The sequence below is a fragment of the Flagellimonas oceani genome (assembly GCF_011068285.1).
In the GTDB taxonomy this organism is placed as follows: Bacteria; Bacteroidota; Bacteroidia; order Flavobacteriales; family Flavobacteriaceae; genus Flagellimonas; species Flagellimonas oceani.
This window is the reverse complement of record NZ_CP049616.1, coordinates 173,950-192,680: the sequence shown is the minus strand read 5'-3', so window position 1 is coordinate 192,680 and position 18,731 is coordinate 173,950. Positions and strand designations below refer to the sequence as shown.

The following is an 18,731-nucleotide window of genomic DNA, read 5'->3' as shown; positions in this document are numbered from 1 at the left end:
GTCATGCCTCTGATGCCTCTGATTTTTGGTTATACATTTCGTTTTCAAATTCCTCTATTGTTTTATAGTCCAATGTCGAGCGTGTCCTGCTTCTATTGTACCAGGTCTCTATCCACTCGAATATCGATAGTTCCGCTTCGGACCTGAAGCTATAGTTTTGATGGTACACCCATTCGACCTTCAAGCTCTTGAAGAAGGATTCCGCCACTGCCTTGTCCCAGCAGTTCCCTTTTCGGCTCATTGATTGTACCACTGGACCATTATGCTCTTTAAGGATATCGGCAAACTCGTAACTGGCATATTGTGAGTTCCTATCGGAATGGAAAATAAGCCTGTCCGTGGTATTGTTCGACCTTATCGCCATCTTCCAAGCGGGAATTATGGTGTCGGCAGTCCCCAAGGTCTTGCCCATCGACCTTCCAACGACCTTTCGTTGGAACGGGTCCATGATCACCGTCAGGTACATCCATCCCTCACCGGTCCTTATGCGGGTCATGTCGGATACCCATACCTGGTTTTTCCTGTGTACCGTAAAGTCACGATCCAATATATTGGGCGCTATCGGATAATCGTGTCTGCTGTCCGTGGTGACCCTGAACTTTCTCTTTCTTTTGGCGAAAAGCCTGTTGGCCCTCACTATCCTGGCCTCCCTCGGTCTTGAGGCCCCATATCCCCTTTTCAAGAGCTCATCCTGGATCCTTGGTGCCCCGTAACTCCCAAAGCTGTCCTTGAAAATACCATGTATGGCCACCGTCAGGGCCTCGTTCTCCAACCATCTTCTGGAAGGCCCGGTTCAACCAATTGTAATACCCACTTTTGCTTATCTTGAACATTTTGCACATCTTCCCGACAGGAAATTTGAACCTGTGGTGTTTTATGAACCTATATTTTTCCTGTCGCCCTAGGAGAAGATGGCTATTGCCTTTTTTAGGATATCGCGCTCGATCTCCACGCTCCTCAGTTTTTTCTTGAGCTAGGTTTATCTCCCTTTGTTCATCAGTAAGCTTGGGGTTCCCCTTTCCGGGAAAAAACTGTTCTCCCCATTTTTTTTGGCCTCCCTGCGCCAGCGTCCCAATACCGAGGGGTTCAGCCCAAGTTCCCTACATACCTCTGCTGCATTGCCCCTTGCATGGCTCAGTTCGACAGCCTTTTGCTTGAACTCCATTGTGTACTCTCTTTTTTGTTTTGACATGTTTTCAAAGTTAATTCAAACAGTCAACATGCTCTTTTCTCAATGTCCAGTCAAATGTAGTAAGTCCAAAGCGAAAGGGAATAGAGACCAAACCCCTAGGGCAAGGCGCGTTGTTTTTCCAATATAACGGGAAATGAAGATTACGCATAGTGCCTGCCCGCATGGGGCTTGGCTCTCTCCCTGTTTTAAGTTCACTGTCTCATAAAGCCCAGCCCTATATATTTTAGAAAATCGGGGATAGAGGACCGCCAAAATGTCCAATCATGCCCACCATCAATGATGCGGAACTCATGGTCTATTTTCATGTTTCGTAATGAGACATGGGCCGCGGCATTACCTGTATATAGAAAATCATCATCGCCGATGTTAAAGTAAAGTCTTAATTTCAGGTTATCCTTTGCTATTGTATTAATCAATTTCATGGGGTTGTTGGCATCCCAATGGCTAGTATCCGGGTTTTCAGAATCTACATCCATCCCATAAAGGTTTTTAGCCAGTCCTTTCCACATGGGGTTTTTGGTCATTGGATCATCCATTGAAATAATTGCCGCACTGAGTGGCACACAGGTACCGAACATATCATGGTGTTTCACCCCATACAAAAAGGCGCCATAGCCACCCATTGAATTGCCTACAACGGCCCGGTGTTCCTTTGTCTTTTTAATCCTATAGGTTTTTTCGACCATTGGTATAAATTCTTGAAAGAACATATCTTCAAACCTTGAATTGCCTTGGAAATCATTGATGTAAAAATACTGCCCTCCATCAGGCATTATTACAATTGAAGGAGGGATTTGTGCCTTCTCAATGGCAGAATCCATGAAATGGTCTATAAGCCCATATTGTACCCAAACATTTTCATCACCCCCATAACCGTGCAAAAGATAGATTACAGGGTAGCTTCTTGTAGAGTCATCATAACCGGTTGGCAAATAAACGGTATAATCAACCTCTTTGCCCAAAATGGCGCTTTTTACCGACTGTCCTTCCAAAACTTTTCCCTGGCCAAAACAAAACATCGTGCTTAGTAGAGTTATGGCAATTGAAGTAATAGAACTTCTTGATTTTTTCATTTTTTGTTATTTATAGATTATCCAAGTTGATCTTTTTGCTGCCGAACAAAGGGGCATAGGTCCGAGCCTCGGCAAAAGTCAGTCGATTCCGCAAATAAACGATTTGGGCATGTACTCGTGTAAAAGGGGTGTCAATCTCAGGTGGGATATCATACCATTCGTCATCAAAAATCAAGATAACGCTTCTATTTCCAGGTAATGCGCCCGGGGTGAGCACTCCGTGCAACTTTGGGGCTGGGTCACCTTCGTTGGCATAATGGACATATTGGGGGCCTCGGGGGAACCACATACCTGCACCACCCGATGTTTCTACCATGAGTTGGCCCAATTGGCTGTTCGAAAGCTGGTTTTCCAGCGAACGTAGTGATCTGGCCAAGTGAAAGGCCCCCTGACTGTGTCCCAACAAAAGTACCCTGGTCTCTGTATCAATGATTTCGAGCACACTCTTTTCAATAGCGGCCTCCACGACCTCGTTGGTGGGCAAGATGATTTCAAGAGCATCCAGTTTTCCTCCTTTGGTGCCATTGTGTATGCCAACAACGGGGCGACCTGTAAATTCTGCAATTTCAAGCATGCTTTTGAACTGTCTTGTCACATCGTTGCCGGCACCGTTGATAAACCATATGGGTTCGTCGTTTGTGATTGTTTCTGGGTATACTGGGGGCACATCCAGAATACTGGTGGTCCGATAATCAAAAAGTAAGGTGTCCGCCCCTACGTAGTAACCATCAAATTGAATGTCTTCGGACATGTTGCCGAACAGCGATACTTTATCCGACTCGGTTAGGTTTTTGGAAGCATTCAGGTTTTCTTCCTCAAAAGATGTGTCCGAGCAGGAGGCGAACAATAGCAATGACAAAAATGCCGTTCCAAAAAATAAGCGATTGATTTTCTTCATAGTTAAATTGATTTATATAATTTTTGTTAAAATTCTAATATGTATAGGTCACTTCATTGGGCAAATACCCGATTCTATGGGCATTGATGATAAGTGTCTGTCCCTTTTCCAAATTAATGGTTTCTCCTAGGTAGATCTTCCATGGCTTGTGCACATCAACAAGTTCAATGGTCTTTTCTTGGTCGATTGTAAAACCAAAATCCCAACTTTTGGCCCTACGCCTTGATTTCGCGTCAAGGAGGTCACCTTGGTCAACTATGCGATAACCGATCGAAGCTCCTTTAGTAGCACATTCTATAGTAACCCCATTTTTGTTACCTATTATTTTCGGGGGAGATGTTTTAGGAGGTTCCTTTGTGTTTTTCCACCAATTGTTGAATACCATCTCTTTTTCGCCGACCGAGGATAGGTCGCCCACTTTTGTTATCCAATCAAAAAGAGTTTCTTTAAGTTCTTTCTTTTTTGCCGCATATTGGGGCTCTTCCGCAATATTTAACAACTCATTGGGATCCATTTTCGTGTGATAGAGTTCTTCGGAAGGTTTATTTCCGGCAAACCAGTCCAACAGATAGGGGTTATCTAAATTTCCCTCTTTATAGAGTTCCAATATTTCTTTCATCGTGGGTATGCCCTTTCTGTATTGCAGGTCTTGGTATTTGGGGAGTTCTGGCATAAAGTTGTACACATACCTGAAGTCACCGTCGCTCACAGACCGTACCCTATCATATTTATTTGCCATACGGTCTCTCGCCGCAAAGACATACTTTCTTCCTTCCGAAGATTTGTATGCCCCCAGAAAAGCGGTTCCCTGAAGATGGTCGGGAGGCTTGATACCCGCTATGGAAAGCATTGTTGGTGCCAAGTCCACTGCACTGATCAACCTATCGTCTTTGGTGCCGGAAAAACGGTTTTTGGGAAATTTAATGATTAAAGGTATATGCGTCCCCCTTTCAAGAATTTCCCGCTTGGTCCAAGGCATGCATCCACCATGATCGCTAAAAAATATCACATAAGAGTCATCATAGACTTGATCTTTTTTTAACTTGTCAACAATCTCGCCCACAGCCTGATCCATTTGTTCGATACGGGTATAGAGAACTGCCATATCTTTGCGCACAGTTTCGGTATCGACGTAATATGGAGGCAACTTCATGTCATTGGGGTCGAAAAAAATGCTGTCTGGCGACGCCATCAACTTTGATTCGTGTGTGACAGCCAAGTTGAACACACTGAAGAACGGAACGTTTTTAGGCCTATATTCATAAGAAGCCGCTGGGCTACTGTCATCCCAAACTGTAACCGGCACTTCAAACTGATAATCTTCTTTATAGTTGTTTGTCGTATAATAGCCCCGTGCCCTTAGATATTCAGGAAAAGCCTTTACATTGTCCGGCAAAACGGCTGAATAGCTTGGCAGGCCTTCCGGCATAAAAATTGTTGAGTTAGAAAGGGTGCGCATGTGTTGTGTGCCTATAGAAATTGCATGCATGCCGGTAATAATGGATGATCTACTAGGTGCGCATACCCCGGACGTGGTATATGCTTTTGTAAAAACAACCGCATCTTGAGCCAGAGCATTTATGTTAGGGGTTTTCGCAATTGAATCGCCATATACTTCCAAAAAAGGGGAAATATCCTCGCATACTATCCAAACTATATTCGGGCTTTGCTGAGAAAACATCACCTTACACATAAGAAAAACCAATAAGATGGCAACCATAAGCAACAACCTAGTCGTTCCTTGACCTATTTTTTTAAGATGACTTTTCATGTCTGCAGAGTTTTAACTTGTTGGTCGCCCATTTTTAGTAAGAGATGAAAACCCTTTTTTTATAGACATCATTTTTTGTTTTCTTGACACTCTTAGCCCTTTTGAGCTGGGCACCCAACTTCTCATATCATTAAAAAGTTAATTTGTAAAAAAATTTATCATTGTTATCAATTCTTTATTTTTTTTATACATTAGTTGCGATAATTTCAATAATGGGACATGATAATATTCCATTTACTAATTATGATTTTGTCAATCGGCAAATTTGCCATACCATTTGGATTACGGTATCAATGGGAAGAGAAAAAAAAATAGACCAAGTACTAGACTCTATAGAGAAACTGCTCTGGAAAGATCTGAAGAAAGGCTGTTTGGCATCTTTGGGGTCTCTATATGACCTTTACGTTGACAAACTTTTTGCCTATGGGTACAAAATCAGTGGAGATAGAGCTAAAGTTCAAGATGAAATCCACAATCTTTTTCTAGACCTTTATAGATACCACAAGAAATTATCGGATGTCAAAAACATAGAGGCCTATTTGATAATGTCCCTTAAAAGAAAACTCATTAAGCAAAGCGACCATAAGATCAAGAGTTTGGAGAGCGAATTGGAAACCTTTAACAATAGTTACTCTACTGCAGGCCTGACGGTTATTTCACATGAGGAAGAAATGATCGAAGATGAAAAAGAAAATGAACTGTCAAAGAGGCTAAAAAAAATAATGGTTAATTTAACGGATCATCAACGAAAGATACTTCGACTTCGTTTCGCCCAAGAAAAGACATATCAACAGATCGCCGGAGATTTGGGACTTTCTGTTGCTTCTGCCAGAACGCTGGTTTACAGAACGTTAAAAACGATCCGCGACACGGCCTTAACATTGTTCTTTTAAAAAAGCGTTTTTTTTTGTCTATAAATATCAAAAACTGCCCTCTTATATATGGACGGTAAGTTCCATTTACCCCATAATTACAAATAAAGTATGAACTTTAGCGAGAACGAACCACTTTCCGACTTAGAGCGGACAAAGCTTAAGAGCCGTATTATAAGATCGGCCAAACTTCTAAGAAAAAATGCAAAAAGGCAACGAAGGGCAACGTTGTTGTACGGTGCGGCGGCATCGATAGCGCTGTTGTTTGCTGTTTTTACCGTTTTTGACAAATCTAGCGAACAGTCATTGCAGGATTATATTGATGAAAATAAATCAATTGTTGACTTTGGCAGTAGCAGCCAAGTAATCGTGGTGCTCGGAGAGAGAGAAAAAATTCAACTAAATGAAAAGAACAACACATTAAGGTACTCGTCAACGGGAAAAGATCTGCACGTGGGAACAGGTGAAAAATATAGACAAACTATAGAAGATGAAAAAAAACCTGTATTCAACACGATACTGGTGCCCTTTGGAAAACGTACCGACGTGACCCTTTCTGATGGAACGAAAATATGGATAAATTCAGGGTCTAGGCTTATCTACCCTGCGTTTTTCAGGGATAAGGAGCGGGAGGTCTTTCTCGAAGGTGAGGCCATATTCGAAGTTGCACATAACCCATCAAAACCCTTTCGGGTGATCTCGACCAATCAGGAGATCAATGTATTGGGAACCGTTTTCAATGTCAGCACTTATCCCGATGATGAAATGGCTAGTACAGTTCTTAAGAGCGGCAGTGTTTTGGTGACCTATGACCATGATGACGAAAAGTCTTTTAAGATGGCCCCGGGCACAATGGCTGGCTATAATACCAAAACCAAAGAAATAGAAATGCACGATGTGAACATTGATGAATATTTTGGGTGGAGAGAAGGCTTCCTAAATCTGAAAAACCGTGATTTGGAATATATCACCACAAAATTGTCGAGATATTATGGTGTGGAAATTTTCATAAAGGAAAATCATTTAAAAACAGAAACATTTTCTGGAAAACTTGACTTAAAGGAAAATCTGGGGCAAGTCATACAAACTATAGGAGAAGCATCTAACTTTTTTGCGGAATATCAAACCGACAAAATCATACTGGCCTCCACCAAGTTAAATTTAAAAGATACAGTGCCTATGAAATAAAATATACAGAATGAAATGAAAACCGACAGATGTTGGCGCATCTGCCGGTAAAATGTATTACCGAAGTAATAACTAAACTGAACTCTAAAATTATGAATAATTACTTAAGTATTGCCCATGTTCTAGGCAAATTAAATGGTCAATCCATTTCAATAAAAATAATGAGGTCCTTTCTTTGTTACATATTATTGGGGTTAACCGCTCTCTATGCAAACCACTCTTACTCACAGACCAAGTTTAATCTTGACCTTAAAAATGTAAGTTTAGAGACACTATTCAACCAGTTACAGGATGAAAGCGAGTACATCTTTTTTTACAAAGATGGTATTTTGCCCAATGATAATTCAATTACTCTCAAGAAAAACAATATAACCTTACCTAACGTTCTTGACTCTTTATTAGAATCGTACGGTCTAGGTTACAATATTATTGGCAGACAAGTAACAGTCTTTAAAGATCAAACCTATCATATACCAAACACCGACGCCGTTTTTTTTCAAGATTTTACGGTCAGCGGAACGGTTTTGGATGATTCAGGAGTTCCTTTGGCAGGAGCAAATATCATCGAAAAGGGAACCACGAACGGCACCCAAACCGATTTTGATGGAAATTTTTCGATCAAGGTAACTGACGGTGATGTCATATTGACCGTATCCTATATCGGGTTCACTACGAAAGAAATCCCTGTCAACGGACAATCGGTTTTGAACATTGTTTTGCAGGAAAGTACTGCCGTCCTTGATGAAATCGTGGTTGTCGGCTATGGAACGCAGAAGAAAAGTGACTTAACTGGGTCCGTGGCGTCATTGGGTCAAGACGACATGAACCCGGGGGCGAACGTATCCGTGGACCAAATGATGCTAGGTAGGGCTGCTGGGGTACAGATAAACCAAGCCAGTTCAGCCCCTGGAGGTGGGTTGGCAATTAGGATCAGGGGCTCCAACTCTTTGAATGCCAGTAACGAGCCTTTGTATGTAATAGATGGGTTCCCGATTGACAACAGCCCCAACCTTGGTTCTGGCGGGGTGGCCGAAGTAGGTCAAAACCTGAGCCCTAGGAATCCCTTGAATTCCCTGAATCCAGCTGATGTGGAATCGATAGAGATTTTAAAGGATGCCTCAGCAACGGCAATTTACGGTTCAAGAGGGGCAAATGGGGTAATTTTGATCACTACCAAGAAGGGAAGCAAAGGCAAGGTAAATGTCACGTATGATGTATATGCAGGTATCCAATCGGTCGCTGAAAAAATCGATGTGCTTTCCACCTCACAATACATAGATGCCATAAACGACTTGTCAATTGCACAAGGAAACGCAGTGGTTTTCAACAATGAGGATATTTCAAGAATCGGCAGGGGGACCGATTGGCAAGATGAAGTCTTTCGCTCGGCTCCTTTGACCAATCACAACCTGGCTGTGAGCGGGGGCAGCGAAAACACAAACTATTATGCCTCATTCAACTATTTTGATCAAGAAGGTGTTGTAAAAAATACGGGGATAAAAAGATATACCGGAAGAATAAACCTTGAGACAAAAATTGGGAACAAGACCCAGATAGGCCTAAACTTCAACACAAGTTTGGTCAAGGACAACAACAATGTCGATGGCGTCAATACCAATGAGCAAGCAGGGCCTATTTATTCTTCATTGTTATATGATCCTACGGAGACCATATTTAATGACGATGGTACTTTTAGCCAGTCGGCGAATCTGACTGTCAACAATCCAGTTACCTTGATAAATGCCATCATTAGCGAGAGCGAGACCAATAGAACATTCGGAAGTGCTTTTTTGAACTACGATTTCACTGAAGATCTTTCAGGCAAGTTCAATTTCGGGACCGACAGACAAACATCGAGACGTGACATTTACAATACCACCCAGACCATTCGTGGCGGTGCCGCTGGCGGTATCGCGAACATCAACGTATTGGAACGCTCCAACTATCTGTTCGAGTACACGATGACCTATGACAAAGCTTTTAACGAAGACCATGCACTTACGGTATTGGGTGGTATCACCTTTCAAAAGTTCAGTTCGCGGTTCTTTTCCGGTAATATCAGCGGTTTTCCGACAGATGATATCAAAACTAACAATTTGGCACTGGGCGACACCAATACGGATGTACTCTCTAGTGGCAAGGAAGAAAATACCTTGTTGTCATATCTAGGCAGGGTGAACTATAACCTTTTTGACAAATTTTTATTTACCGCCTCAATAAGGGCGGATGGGTCATCAAGGTTTGGAGAGAACAACAAATGGGGTTATTTTCCATCCTTTGCCTTGGGCTATAAACTTGACCAAGAAGAATTTATTCCCGATAGTTTCAGCCAGTTCAAGCTACGGGCGAGTTGGGGTCAGACAGGTAACCAGGAAATTGGCAACTATGCATCGCAACTGACCTTTGGAACAGGACCCAACGTAGTGTTTGGTGGCACCATTTCAGGCAGTGTCTCCCCCCAGCGTATTCCAAATCCAGACCTTAAGTGGGAAACCACCGAACAACTCAACATCGGTCTTGATTTCGGTATTTCAGGGGGCAGATTCAGTGGTAGTTTAGATTATTTTTCAAAAGAATCGAAGGATTTGTTGTTTGACCTTCCATTGCCATTTGCTTCCGGTTATTCATCAATATTGACAAATGTAGGCGAAGTTAAGAACAGTGGGGTTGAGTTTCTTTTTAACTCGACCAACATAGTGACCGATGATTTTAAATGGGATACTTCATTGAATTTTTCCGCCATTAAGAATGAAGTGGTGGATTTGGGACGAATTGAAAGTATTGTGACGGGAAGTGTACAAGCAGTGGGCAACACGGCGATCATTCAAGAAGGTGATCCCCTGGCCTCCTATTATGGATATGTTGTCACCGGCATTTTTCAGGAAGGTGACGATATAGCCAATTCACCACAGCCCACAGCCCAGCCAGGCTTTCCAATTTTTGAAGATAGAAATGGAGATGGGGCCATTACGCCTACCGACCAGACCATTATAGGCACCCCATATCCTGATTTTACCTATGGTATACAAAATTCAATTTCCTACAAGAATTTGACGTTGGACTTCTTTTTTCAAGGTCAGGCAGGTGTCGACCTATTGAATATCAACCTGATAGAGTCTCTCTATCCTGCAAACTTCAGAAGAAACCGACTTGCGCACCAAATATTGGATCGATGGACGCCCCAAAATACAGGTGCTAAATGGCCATCAGGGGTAAACCCCAATGCCTATGGTGCAGGAAAAGTGAATACCCTGACCATTCAAGATGCATCTTACCTGCGTTTGAAAAATGTCAGGCTATCGTACAACGTTCCAGTTCAAAATATTGATTTTTTGAACTCACTTCAAGTCTATGTGACCGGCCAGAACCTGTTTACAATTACTGATTATGTGGGATTTGATCCTGAGGCTAATTCATTCGGTAGAAGTAACGTTAGGATCGATTATAGTAGTTATCCCCTGGCAACAACCTATATGTTGGGTCTTACTGCCAATTTTTAGGTCAAACAATTAAAAAAATCATAATTATGAAAACTTATTATTATAGAATAGCTCTCACTATAATGCTGTCTGGCCTGCTGGGCTGTGAAGAACGTTTGGAGGAAGAGGTGTTCTCTGAGCTCTCGCCCTCAACACTTTTTACCTCTGAGCAAGGTCTCAGCTCCTTATTGAATGCAGCTTATGCCTATTCGCATAGGGCTGGGGATGATGAATCCTGGTCCCCTTATTATTTGGGAACCATGCCAGCCGGTGAGGTATGGGGCGCTGGTGGGTCGATTGAAAGTGTATGGCAATCATTGATCGATTACAATTGGGACAGCAACCATGGCCAATTGATTCCTGTATGGATAGTGTACTTTAGTTCCATTCGTGATGCGAATCTGGTCCTGGACAACCTGGACAATGATTCTTTTTCGAATGATTTTAAGCAGAGAACGGAAGCCGAGGCCCATTTTATAAGGGGATGGGCCTATTCGGAGCTTTACAAGCTTTTTGGTAGGGTGCCGATTTATCGGTCTTCTACTGATGATCCTTTGCTGCCCCGATCAACTGACGAAGAGACTCAGGCCTTTATAGAGCAGGAACTGTTGGGGGCAATAGCCACTTTACCCAACCAACCTCCGGCCTTTGGAAAAGCATCCAAAGGCGTGGCCATGTCGGTCTTGGCAAAGTTTTACCTGAACACCAAGCAATGGCAAAAAGCGGCCGACATGTCCTCGGGCGTTATCGATTTGGGACTGTACAGTCTTTTACCCAATTACTCAGACGTGTTTGAAATATCGAACGAGGGCAATGCCGAGGTCATTTGGGCACTTCCCAAAGATGCTGCTGGGGCGGGCCAGTTTATGAATGCGCTGATTTTCCCACCGGATTATCCAAGACCTTTCCCGAACAATTCTGTATTTGCTGCACGCACTTACTTATTTGATGATTTTGTAAACTCCTTTGAGGCGACAGATACTAGAACCAGCCGTATAATAACCGAATGGCAGAGTACGGCAACCGGTGAACTGGTAATGGGGTTGGGCAACGATCAATCACACCCCTATAAATTACCTTTTGACCCAAATGCCGTGGGAGCGTCAGCTGGCAATGATATTATTGTCATCAGGTATGCGGACATATTGTTGACAAGGGCAGAAGCACTCAATGAACTCAATGGTCCCACCCAAGAGGCCATCGACCTGATCAACGAGGTCAGGAACCGGGCCGGTGCCACCCCCTTGAATCTGGGAAGTTTTGGCAAAGATTCCTTAAGAGATGCCATATTGAGTGAAAGGGAGTGGGAATTTTACTTTGAAGGAAATGCGAGGGAAGACCAAATAAGACACGGGGTCATGATTTCTAGGGCCCAAGCAAGGGGGAAAAATGCCCAGGATTTTCATGTGCTCTATCCGATTCCCCAAAGAGAACTGGATGCCAATTCAAATTTGGAACAAAATCCTGGATATTAAAAACATCAGTGTTCTTTTTGGGAGTCGAGAATATAATATATAATGAAAAGAAAAGTATTCCAGATTAATTTAATGGTCGGCCTACCTCAAGGTTTCTTCCAACCTTTTCGCTTTACTGAAGTCTATCTTGGTAGACTTCTGTGGATTTACCAGGCCTTGCTTGAATATTAAAAATTAAATTTAGATGAAAGTAAATACGATTAGATTCATGAACATAAAGCTGTTTTTGACACTTGCCTTCTTGTCATGGGTTGGCACCTGCACGGGACAACAAGCCAATGTCGACCAAGTTACACAGAGAGAAGACGTACCTCCGAACTTTGTTGTCATTTTTGCCGATGACCTTGGGTATGGTGATTTAAGCTCATATGGGCACCCTACAATACACACCAAAAACCTGGACCAAATGGCGGTCGAAGGCCAAAAATGGACGAACTTCTATGTTGGGTCGAGCGTATGCACACCCAGCAGGGCAGCATTGATGACCGGGAGATTGCCCATCAGAAATGGAATGACCAGTAAGGTGAACCGTGTTCTTTTTCCCGATTCCCATAAAGGATTGCCGCAAAGTGAGATAACCTTGGCCGAACAATTAAAAAAAGTCGATTATGTGACGGCTTGCATTGGCAAATGGCATTTGGGACATAAAGAGGAGTATTTGCCAACGAGCCAAGGGTTCGACTATTATTTTGGTATTCCTTACAGCAATGACATGGACAACATTATTCCATTCAGGTCAACTCAAGGGTATATTGATTTTTGGAAATCGGAAGAGAGGAAAGATATAAATACTTTCAATGTTCCACTGATGCGCAATACGGAGATAGTGGAGCGCCCAGCTGATCAGAACACATTGACAAAACGTTATAATGAAGAGGCGGTACAGTTCATAAGGAAGAACAAGGAAAAACCTTTTTTCCTTTATTTGGCCCATAATCTTCCACATGTGCCCCTTTTCGCATCAAAGGACTTTCTGGGCACCAGCGATAGGGGGCTCTATGGCGATGTTGTTGAAGAAATTGACCATGGGGTGGGACAAATATTGGCCGAATTAAAAAATAGTGGCCTAGATAAGAATACAATTGTAGTCTTCACCTCAGACAACGGACCATGGCTCATCATGAACCAAGAAGGTGGAAGTGCAGGGTTATTGAGGGAAGGAAAAGGATCTACATGGGAAGGGGGTATGCGTGAGCCATGTATTTTTTGGGGACCAGGCCGAATCCAACCTGGTTTGGTCACCCAAATTGGCACCACCATGGATTTGTTTACCACTTTCAGCAAATTGGCAAACGTGCCATTGCCCGAAGATCGACAGATGGATGGAAATGACCTTGGGCCAACACTCTTTGAAAAAAAACCAAGTGAGAGAAAAGAAGTGTTTTATTACAGGGGAGATGAGCTTTATGCGGTTAGGCTGGGAGCCTTCAAAGCCCATTTCATAACGGAAGGTGCCTATGGCCCACCGATGCGTGAAGAACATGACCCCCCACTCCTATACAATCTTGAAGTGGACCCATCTGAAAAATATAATGTTGCCGAAAGTAACCCTGATGTCATTGAGCAAATCAAAGCCTTGGTCAAAATCCATAATTTAAATTTGGTCAAAGGGGAAGATCAGTTGAAAGACAGGGGTTGACCTTTGAATTATCAATTAAATTTCAAACTAGTTTTAATTTATCAATATACAATATATATATGAAAAAACGAGGTCAAATTCAATGTGTGGTTATTTTATTGCTTCTATTAGGCGGGGGCATAGTAGCACAGGACCAAAAAAGCAACTATTCGCTGGTGGAGATTCCGGCTCCATCACTTAAGGATAATTTAATAGGCACGAAAGATGTGCAAAAGATTGGGGTTTATTTACCACCGTCTTACTTAGACTCAGATCAATTGTTTCCAGTTGTCTATTTTTTGAACGGTTATACCGTTGAGGCTGGCGAATATCCCAAAACGGAGGCTTTTGACAGTTATATGAAGAATAGTAAAGAACACGAGTTCATCTTAATAGAACTCAACGGCCATAATCTGTTTGAAGGGTCGATGTATGCCAATTCACCTGTTTCGGGAAATTGGGAAGATTTTATTGTAAGAGATGTCATTACTTATGTTGACAGCCATTACAAAACTTTGGCGAAACGGGAATCTCGTGGAATAAGTGGACATTCAATGGGCGGAGGTGGAACAATCAATATCAGCTTAAGGCATCCCGAGGTATTTTCTGTGGCCTATGCCATGAGTCCTGCCGTTTTGGCAAATGATAATTTATTGAATGGTATGTTTAAGAACGATTCGACCTTGGTGCAGGTTCAGAATTTATCCGAAAAAATGGTAAATGTGAGGGATGAGGATTTTTCTGAAACCTTGCAACAAGAATTAAAATCGTATGACCGAAAGATAACGAGCATATTTGGTATTCTTGCCTTTGGATCTGCATTCTCTCCCGATCTTTCACAACCCTTAAAGATTGCATTCCCGTTTACGATGAATGCCGATGGCACCTTTTCCAAGAAAGAAGAAGTCCTAGAGAAATGGGTAGCTGGTTTTGGGAATTTGGAAGAAAAAGTGAAAAATTACAAGAACAATTTAACCCAGTACAAAAAAATTGCATTGAGTTGTGGCTATCAGGACGAAACTCCCGGATTGCTCGAAGGTTCAGTTTATTTCTCTACATTGTTGAAAGAGGAAAAAATACCACATAGCACCTGCTGGTACACCGGCAAACATAGTGACAAGGTCAGTGAGCAACTCATCGGTGAGGTATTTCCGACTATGTCCGCTTACCTACATGGTGAAAAGTAATATGATAGGTTGATTTTGAGTTAGTTTTTTTAAGGGAGCGCAGCTTGTCTGCGCTTTTTTACTTTTGCTTCCAGTTCCTGTCCTTATGCTGATTTTCTTATTATGAACTAATACATTCACACCGTGAAACCAACAGATTCGAAAAAGACTTTTAAGTGGGATTGTAAAATGCCACACCTGAAAGTATTGGCTTTTTTATTTATTTTTTTGACATTTTTCTTTACAGTCCATGGCCAAGGTTCTGAGTTACTTTGGCTCGAAAATGATTCCATTAGGGTATCAATAAGCAAAAAAGGGGCTGAACTTCAAAGCATAAAAGGCAAAATCAGTGAGTTTGAGTACCTATGGCAGGGCAATGGTGAATATTGGGCGGACAGGGCTCCCATAATGTTTCCAGTAAATGTCAGATTCAGGGACAACGAATTTTATTTTCGGAACGTCAAATACGATATGCCGAAAATGGGAATTTTAAAAGAGCGCTTTATGACAGTAAAACATAAATCAAATGATGAGGTTACATTAAGTTTTGTTCCCAACAAAGAAATATTGCATGAAAACTATCCCTTTTTGTTCAAAATTTCAGTTCGATATAAATTGACCGATAATACCATCTTGAACGAATACGTCATCAGAAATGACGATACCCATAGCATGTATTTTGCACTTGGGGGGCATCCTGGGTTTAATCTGTCACTTGGTCAACCAAATGATAGAAAAAAGCATGAGTTGTTTTTTTATAAATCCCTTTCTGCCCAAAGAGAACTAATTAAAAATAGTCTTCTGAAAGATTCGGTAGCCCCCTTTTTACAAAATGAGACAACTCTTGGATTTGATGATGACAGGATACCTAATACTGGGATTTTCATCAAAGATTCAGTTATCACTAAAATTGGTCTGGCCAAATCTGGCCAAAAACCATACATAAGTTTGATTCTGGGTAATTTTCCGAATGTCAATATTTGGAGCCCTCCAGGATATCCGTTTGTGTGCATTGAGCCTATGGCCTCACATCATGATTTTGAGGATTCTCCAAAAGATATTGAAAAAAAGTCACACCTCGTCACATTGAAACCGGGCGAAACCGTTAAGTATTATTTTTTAATACAAATAGACCAAAGCCTTTAAACAACAATCTACATATTATCAAAACATGGTTTTGCATTTGCTTCTAATGCCTAATTATGTAACGAATTTATGGTGTTTTGTGTTTCGTTTCTGCTTTTCTAAAGAAGGTAATTACTGGCAGTGCCTGTTGTCTTTGGCGTTACTTTAAAACATGAAATATTACATTTGAGGTTTATTGAGAAAATTTGATAAGTTTTGGAATAACCATTTTTCAATATAAGTCATAAACACGACCTTGCTTCAGTAGGTTATTTTGCATATGAAGTGATTTAAACTTTTTTTGGACGAGAGATAGTGTAAGGTTCCCCTAAAGCAAAGCGTCCATAAATATACTTTCTTTTGTGAAATGGCTGTCCATTAGCAATTAGGGAAAGCTGGATTTCCCTCGGCTTTCCAAAATTTTTTCGGTGGCCTGTTGCCCAATGATTCATGTGGTCGGACATTGTTGTATTCCCGGAACCATCTCTGGGTCTGGTCCCTGACCAGATCAAGCTCCGTGAACAGATAAGCATCCAAAACCTCTTTACGGTAGATGCCGTTGAACCTCTCGACCAAAGTGTTCTGGGTCGGTTTTCCCGGTTGGAAATACCGGATCTCGACACCGTTCTTTGTGGCCCATGTATTGAAAATGGCCGAAGTGAACTCAGGGCCATTGTCCACGCGGATGGTCTCCGGTGAACCCCTCCATTCGATGAGCCTGTCCAGTTCTCTTGTTATCCTCCTCGCACTGAGCGAAGTGTCGACGGTGGACACCAGGGGTTCCCTGTTTAGGTCGTCGATTACGTTGAAGACCCTGAACAATTTTCCGTTGGTCAAGGTATCCTGCATGAAATCGGCACTCCATGTGATGTTACAGTCCACGGGGTGTATATGTGGGCTCTTTACCCTTTCGGGCAACCTTCTCTTTCGCTTTCTTCGAATGTTCAGCCCCATCAACACATAGACCCTGTAGACTTTTTTGTGGTTCCAGCCGTGGCCCATTGCCCTGAGCATATGGAACATCTTTCTGAACCCGTAGGTCGGGTGACCTTCGGCCAGCTTTTCCAAAGAATCCATAATCACTTCGTCTTCGGGCTTCCTCTTGAAACGGTAATAATAGACCGACAGACTAAGGCTCACCGCCCCACAGGCCGCCTGATACTCAACCCTACCTCTTTGGCCAGGTATCCGACAGCTTCTCGCTTCTCGGCGGGCTTAGCTTTTTTCGATAAGGTTCTTCAGGGCGTTGTTCTCAAAGGCAAGATCGGCTTACATGCGCTTGAACTCGGCAAGTTCCGACTCCATCTCCTTCATCTTCTTGAGTTGGTCTACTCCCATGCCCCCCTTATTTTGCCTTCCAGTTGTAAAAGGTCGGTTGGCTGATACCGTGCTCGCGGCATATCTCGGCAACGGTCTTTCCCTTTTCTTGTGCCGTTAGGACCTTGATGATCTGTGTCTCGGTGAATCTGCTTTTTTTCATTGCCTCAAATTTAAACGTTGAACTCTAATTTCCAACGCTTCGTTTTTCAGGGAACCTTACAGACTTCTGAGATCAGTGTTACCATACTTAAATTCCATAGTCCATGCACAAAGTACACGATAAAGATACTATTGAAATGGAGATAGTTCCGCAGATTTTTCTTTCCCAAAGTGGTTTTCCACCGACAGCCCCGATTTCTGAAATTATCAATGCCATCCTAGTCTAGTTGAAGAGCGGTGCGTAAGGAAAGGAAGAGGCGCAAAAATGACCAATGCACTTTATCTGATCGCTAGGCGAGTTTATGGGCTAGCTCGTCAAGTTTTTGTTTGTAATTGTCCCTGTCCCTGTCCTAAGGATGGGGGCAATTATAATACATGACGGTTGTCAGTCTATTTTTGGATAAACCTGTTGGTGTAATCTTCGGTTACAATACCTTTTATGGTGTTGATTATGAGATGTTGTAGAATCTCGTGCTGGGTATATTTATCAAACAGACTGGTTTTACCAAAAGCGATAGTGTTCAAATTCAAAAAGTACAGTTCACAAACCAATCTCAAGTTCACCTCATTTTGAATAAAGCCCAATTTTTGTGCATCGACAAAGAGTTCGTAAATAGTTTTATTTACCAAATCATTTCGAAAGCTATAATAGAGATCATAGGCCTTAGGGTAATATTTCTTTAGTCCGAAAAGGAACGTGGGACTGAAAAATTTTAAATGTTCGAAACCCTTTTTGTATATCAGTATTATCTTTTCCAGAGGATCTTTACAGAAAGCAATCTCCGATTCTTGGATCTCCCTTGAATATCTTTGCAGTAGATAGACCGTACTCTCTTGAACCAATTCTTCTTTTTTCCTAAAATAATTGTAGATGGTCTTCTTTGATATGCCAAGCTGATTTGCCAACTCATCGAGTGTGAACCGTTTACTCCCAAATTGAGCGAAGTTTAAGGCGGAGCATGCAACAAGTTCGGATTTACAGATCATTGGGTTAAATTATTAAGGCAACATAAAGTTACGTATTTATAACGATAGCGAAATATGATAAAGATCACCAAAATGATAAATAATATTAGGTCGTTAAACCTTTTGTTTCGGTTCTTTCTAGTCAAATATAACTGGTCTTAAATTTCAATAGCATTTTGGATAGACCAAATAATGCCGGGTACTTTAAAATCCCAAATTGAGGCACTTAACTTCCATCTTCTTTGGCTCCATAGCCAAAGTTCCGGCGATTTAAAGATCACGTTTTCCAATGCCTCTGCATAGTCTTCTATAATCCCATTGATTCTCACGGAAACGGGACTTTCCGTTATCAAACTAAAAATGTAGTCCATAGTACCCTCTTTTTATTTTTTTGTAAGAAGGGAACAAAACAACTTCACTGGTTTTTTT

13 protein-coding genes and 2 pseudogenes are annotated in these 18,731 nt (G+C 42.0%); 8 read left to right on the top strand and 7 right to left on the bottom strand.

What is annotated here, in order from left to right:
• Position 1 precedes the first annotated feature (1 nt).
• The 4 genes and pseudogenes from GVT53_RS00895 to GVT53_RS00880 all read right to left on the bottom strand — a co-directional run bounded on the left by GVT53_RS00895 (position 2) and on the right by GVT53_RS00880 (position 4,934).
• Positions 2-1,192: pseudogene (locus GVT53_RS00895) on the bottom strand (IS3 family transposase).
• Between the two features lie 191 nt (positions 1,193-1,383).
• Positions 1,384-2,265 carry an alpha/beta hydrolase gene (locus GVT53_RS00890; protein WP_036379425.1) on the bottom strand — a complete coding sequence of 294 codons (882 nt, stop codon included), beginning with the start codon at positions 2,263-2,265 and terminating at the stop codon, positions 1,384-1,386.
• 10 nt (positions 2,266-2,275) lie between these two features.
• Complete coding sequence (locus GVT53_RS00885; RefSeq protein WP_036379423.1) at positions 2,276-3,163, bottom strand: hypothetical protein; 888 nt, start codon at positions 3,161-3,163, stop codon at positions 2,276-2,278.
• Positions 3,164-3,197: 34 nt separating this feature from the next.
• Positions 3,198-4,934, bottom strand: a complete 1,737-nt coding sequence (locus GVT53_RS00880) for a sulfatase family protein (RefSeq protein WP_081894176.1) — start codon at positions 4,932-4,934, stop codon at positions 3,198-3,200.
• Between the two features lie 293 nt (positions 4,935-5,227).
• Here GVT53_RS00880 and GVT53_RS00875 point away from each other — a divergent pair, with 293 nt between their 5' ends.
• From GVT53_RS00875 to GVT53_RS00845, 7 genes are all read left to right on the top strand, one after another.
• Positions 5,228-5,827: an RNA polymerase sigma factor gene (locus GVT53_RS00875; protein ID WP_163634980.1), complete on the top strand. Its 600-nt coding sequence runs from the start codon at positions 5,228-5,230 to the stop codon at positions 5,825-5,827.
• 90 nt (positions 5,828-5,917) lie between these two features.
• Positions 5,918-6,994, top strand: coding sequence for a FecR family protein (locus GVT53_RS00870; protein WP_036379419.1), 1,077 nt, complete (start codon positions 5,918-5,920; stop codon positions 6,992-6,994).
• Positions 6,995-7,155: 161 nt separating this feature from the next.
• Positions 7,156-10,494 carry a TonB-dependent receptor gene (locus GVT53_RS00865; protein ID WP_163634978.1) on the top strand — a complete coding sequence of 1,113 codons (3,339 nt, stop codon included), beginning with the start codon at positions 7,156-7,158 and terminating at the stop codon, positions 10,492-10,494.
• Positions 10,495-10,520: 26 nt separating this feature from the next.
• A complete protein-coding gene (locus GVT53_RS00860) occupies positions 10,521-11,948 on the top strand; it encodes a RagB/SusD family nutrient uptake outer membrane protein (protein ID WP_036379417.1) in 1,428 nt (475 codons plus the stop codon).
• 184 nt (positions 11,949-12,132) lie between these two features.
• A complete protein-coding gene (locus GVT53_RS00855; RefSeq protein WP_036379415.1) occupies positions 12,133-13,587 on the top strand; it encodes a sulfatase family protein in 1,455 nt (484 codons plus the stop codon).
• Between the two features lie 59 nt (positions 13,588-13,646).
• Entirely contained in the window at positions 13,647-14,753 is a 1,107-nt protein-coding gene (locus tag GVT53_RS00850) for an alpha/beta hydrolase (RefSeq protein WP_051947140.1), read from the top strand.
• Between the two features lie 168 nt (positions 14,754-14,921).
• Positions 14,922-15,878 (top strand): aldose epimerase family protein, encoded by a 957-nt coding sequence (locus tag GVT53_RS00845; protein WP_036379412.1) that lies wholly within the window; start codon positions 14,922-14,924, stop codon positions 15,876-15,878.
• A 357-nt stretch (positions 15,879-16,235) separates the two neighbouring features.
• On the opposite strand, the pseudogene GVT53_RS00840 reads toward GVT53_RS00845, so the two are convergent.
• Positions 16,236-17,337, bottom strand: a pseudogene (locus GVT53_RS00840) (IS3 family transposase).
• Positions 17,338-17,440: 103 nt separating this feature from the next.
• On the opposite strand from GVT53_RS00840, the gene GVT53_RS21115 reads away from it, so the two are divergent.
• Positions 17,441-17,563 (top strand): hypothetical protein, encoded by a 123-nt coding sequence (locus GVT53_RS21115; protein WP_255307434.1) that lies wholly within the window; start codon positions 17,441-17,443, stop codon positions 17,561-17,563.
• A 163-nt stretch (positions 17,564-17,726) separates the two neighbouring features.
• Here the strand turns inward: GVT53_RS21115 and GVT53_RS00835 are convergent, their stop codons facing one another.
• Positions 17,727-18,323 carry a TetR/AcrR family transcriptional regulator gene (locus tag GVT53_RS00835; RefSeq protein WP_036379408.1) on the bottom strand — a complete coding sequence of 199 codons (597 nt, stop codon included), beginning with the start codon at positions 18,321-18,323 and terminating at the stop codon, positions 17,727-17,729.
• A gap of 137 nt (positions 18,324-18,460) precedes the next feature.
• Positions 18,461-18,673, bottom strand: a complete 213-nt coding sequence (locus GVT53_RS00830; RefSeq protein ID WP_036379405.1) for a lysophospholipid acyltransferase family protein — start codon at positions 18,671-18,673, stop codon at positions 18,461-18,463.
• Between the last annotated feature and the right edge of the window lie 58 nt (positions 18,674-18,731).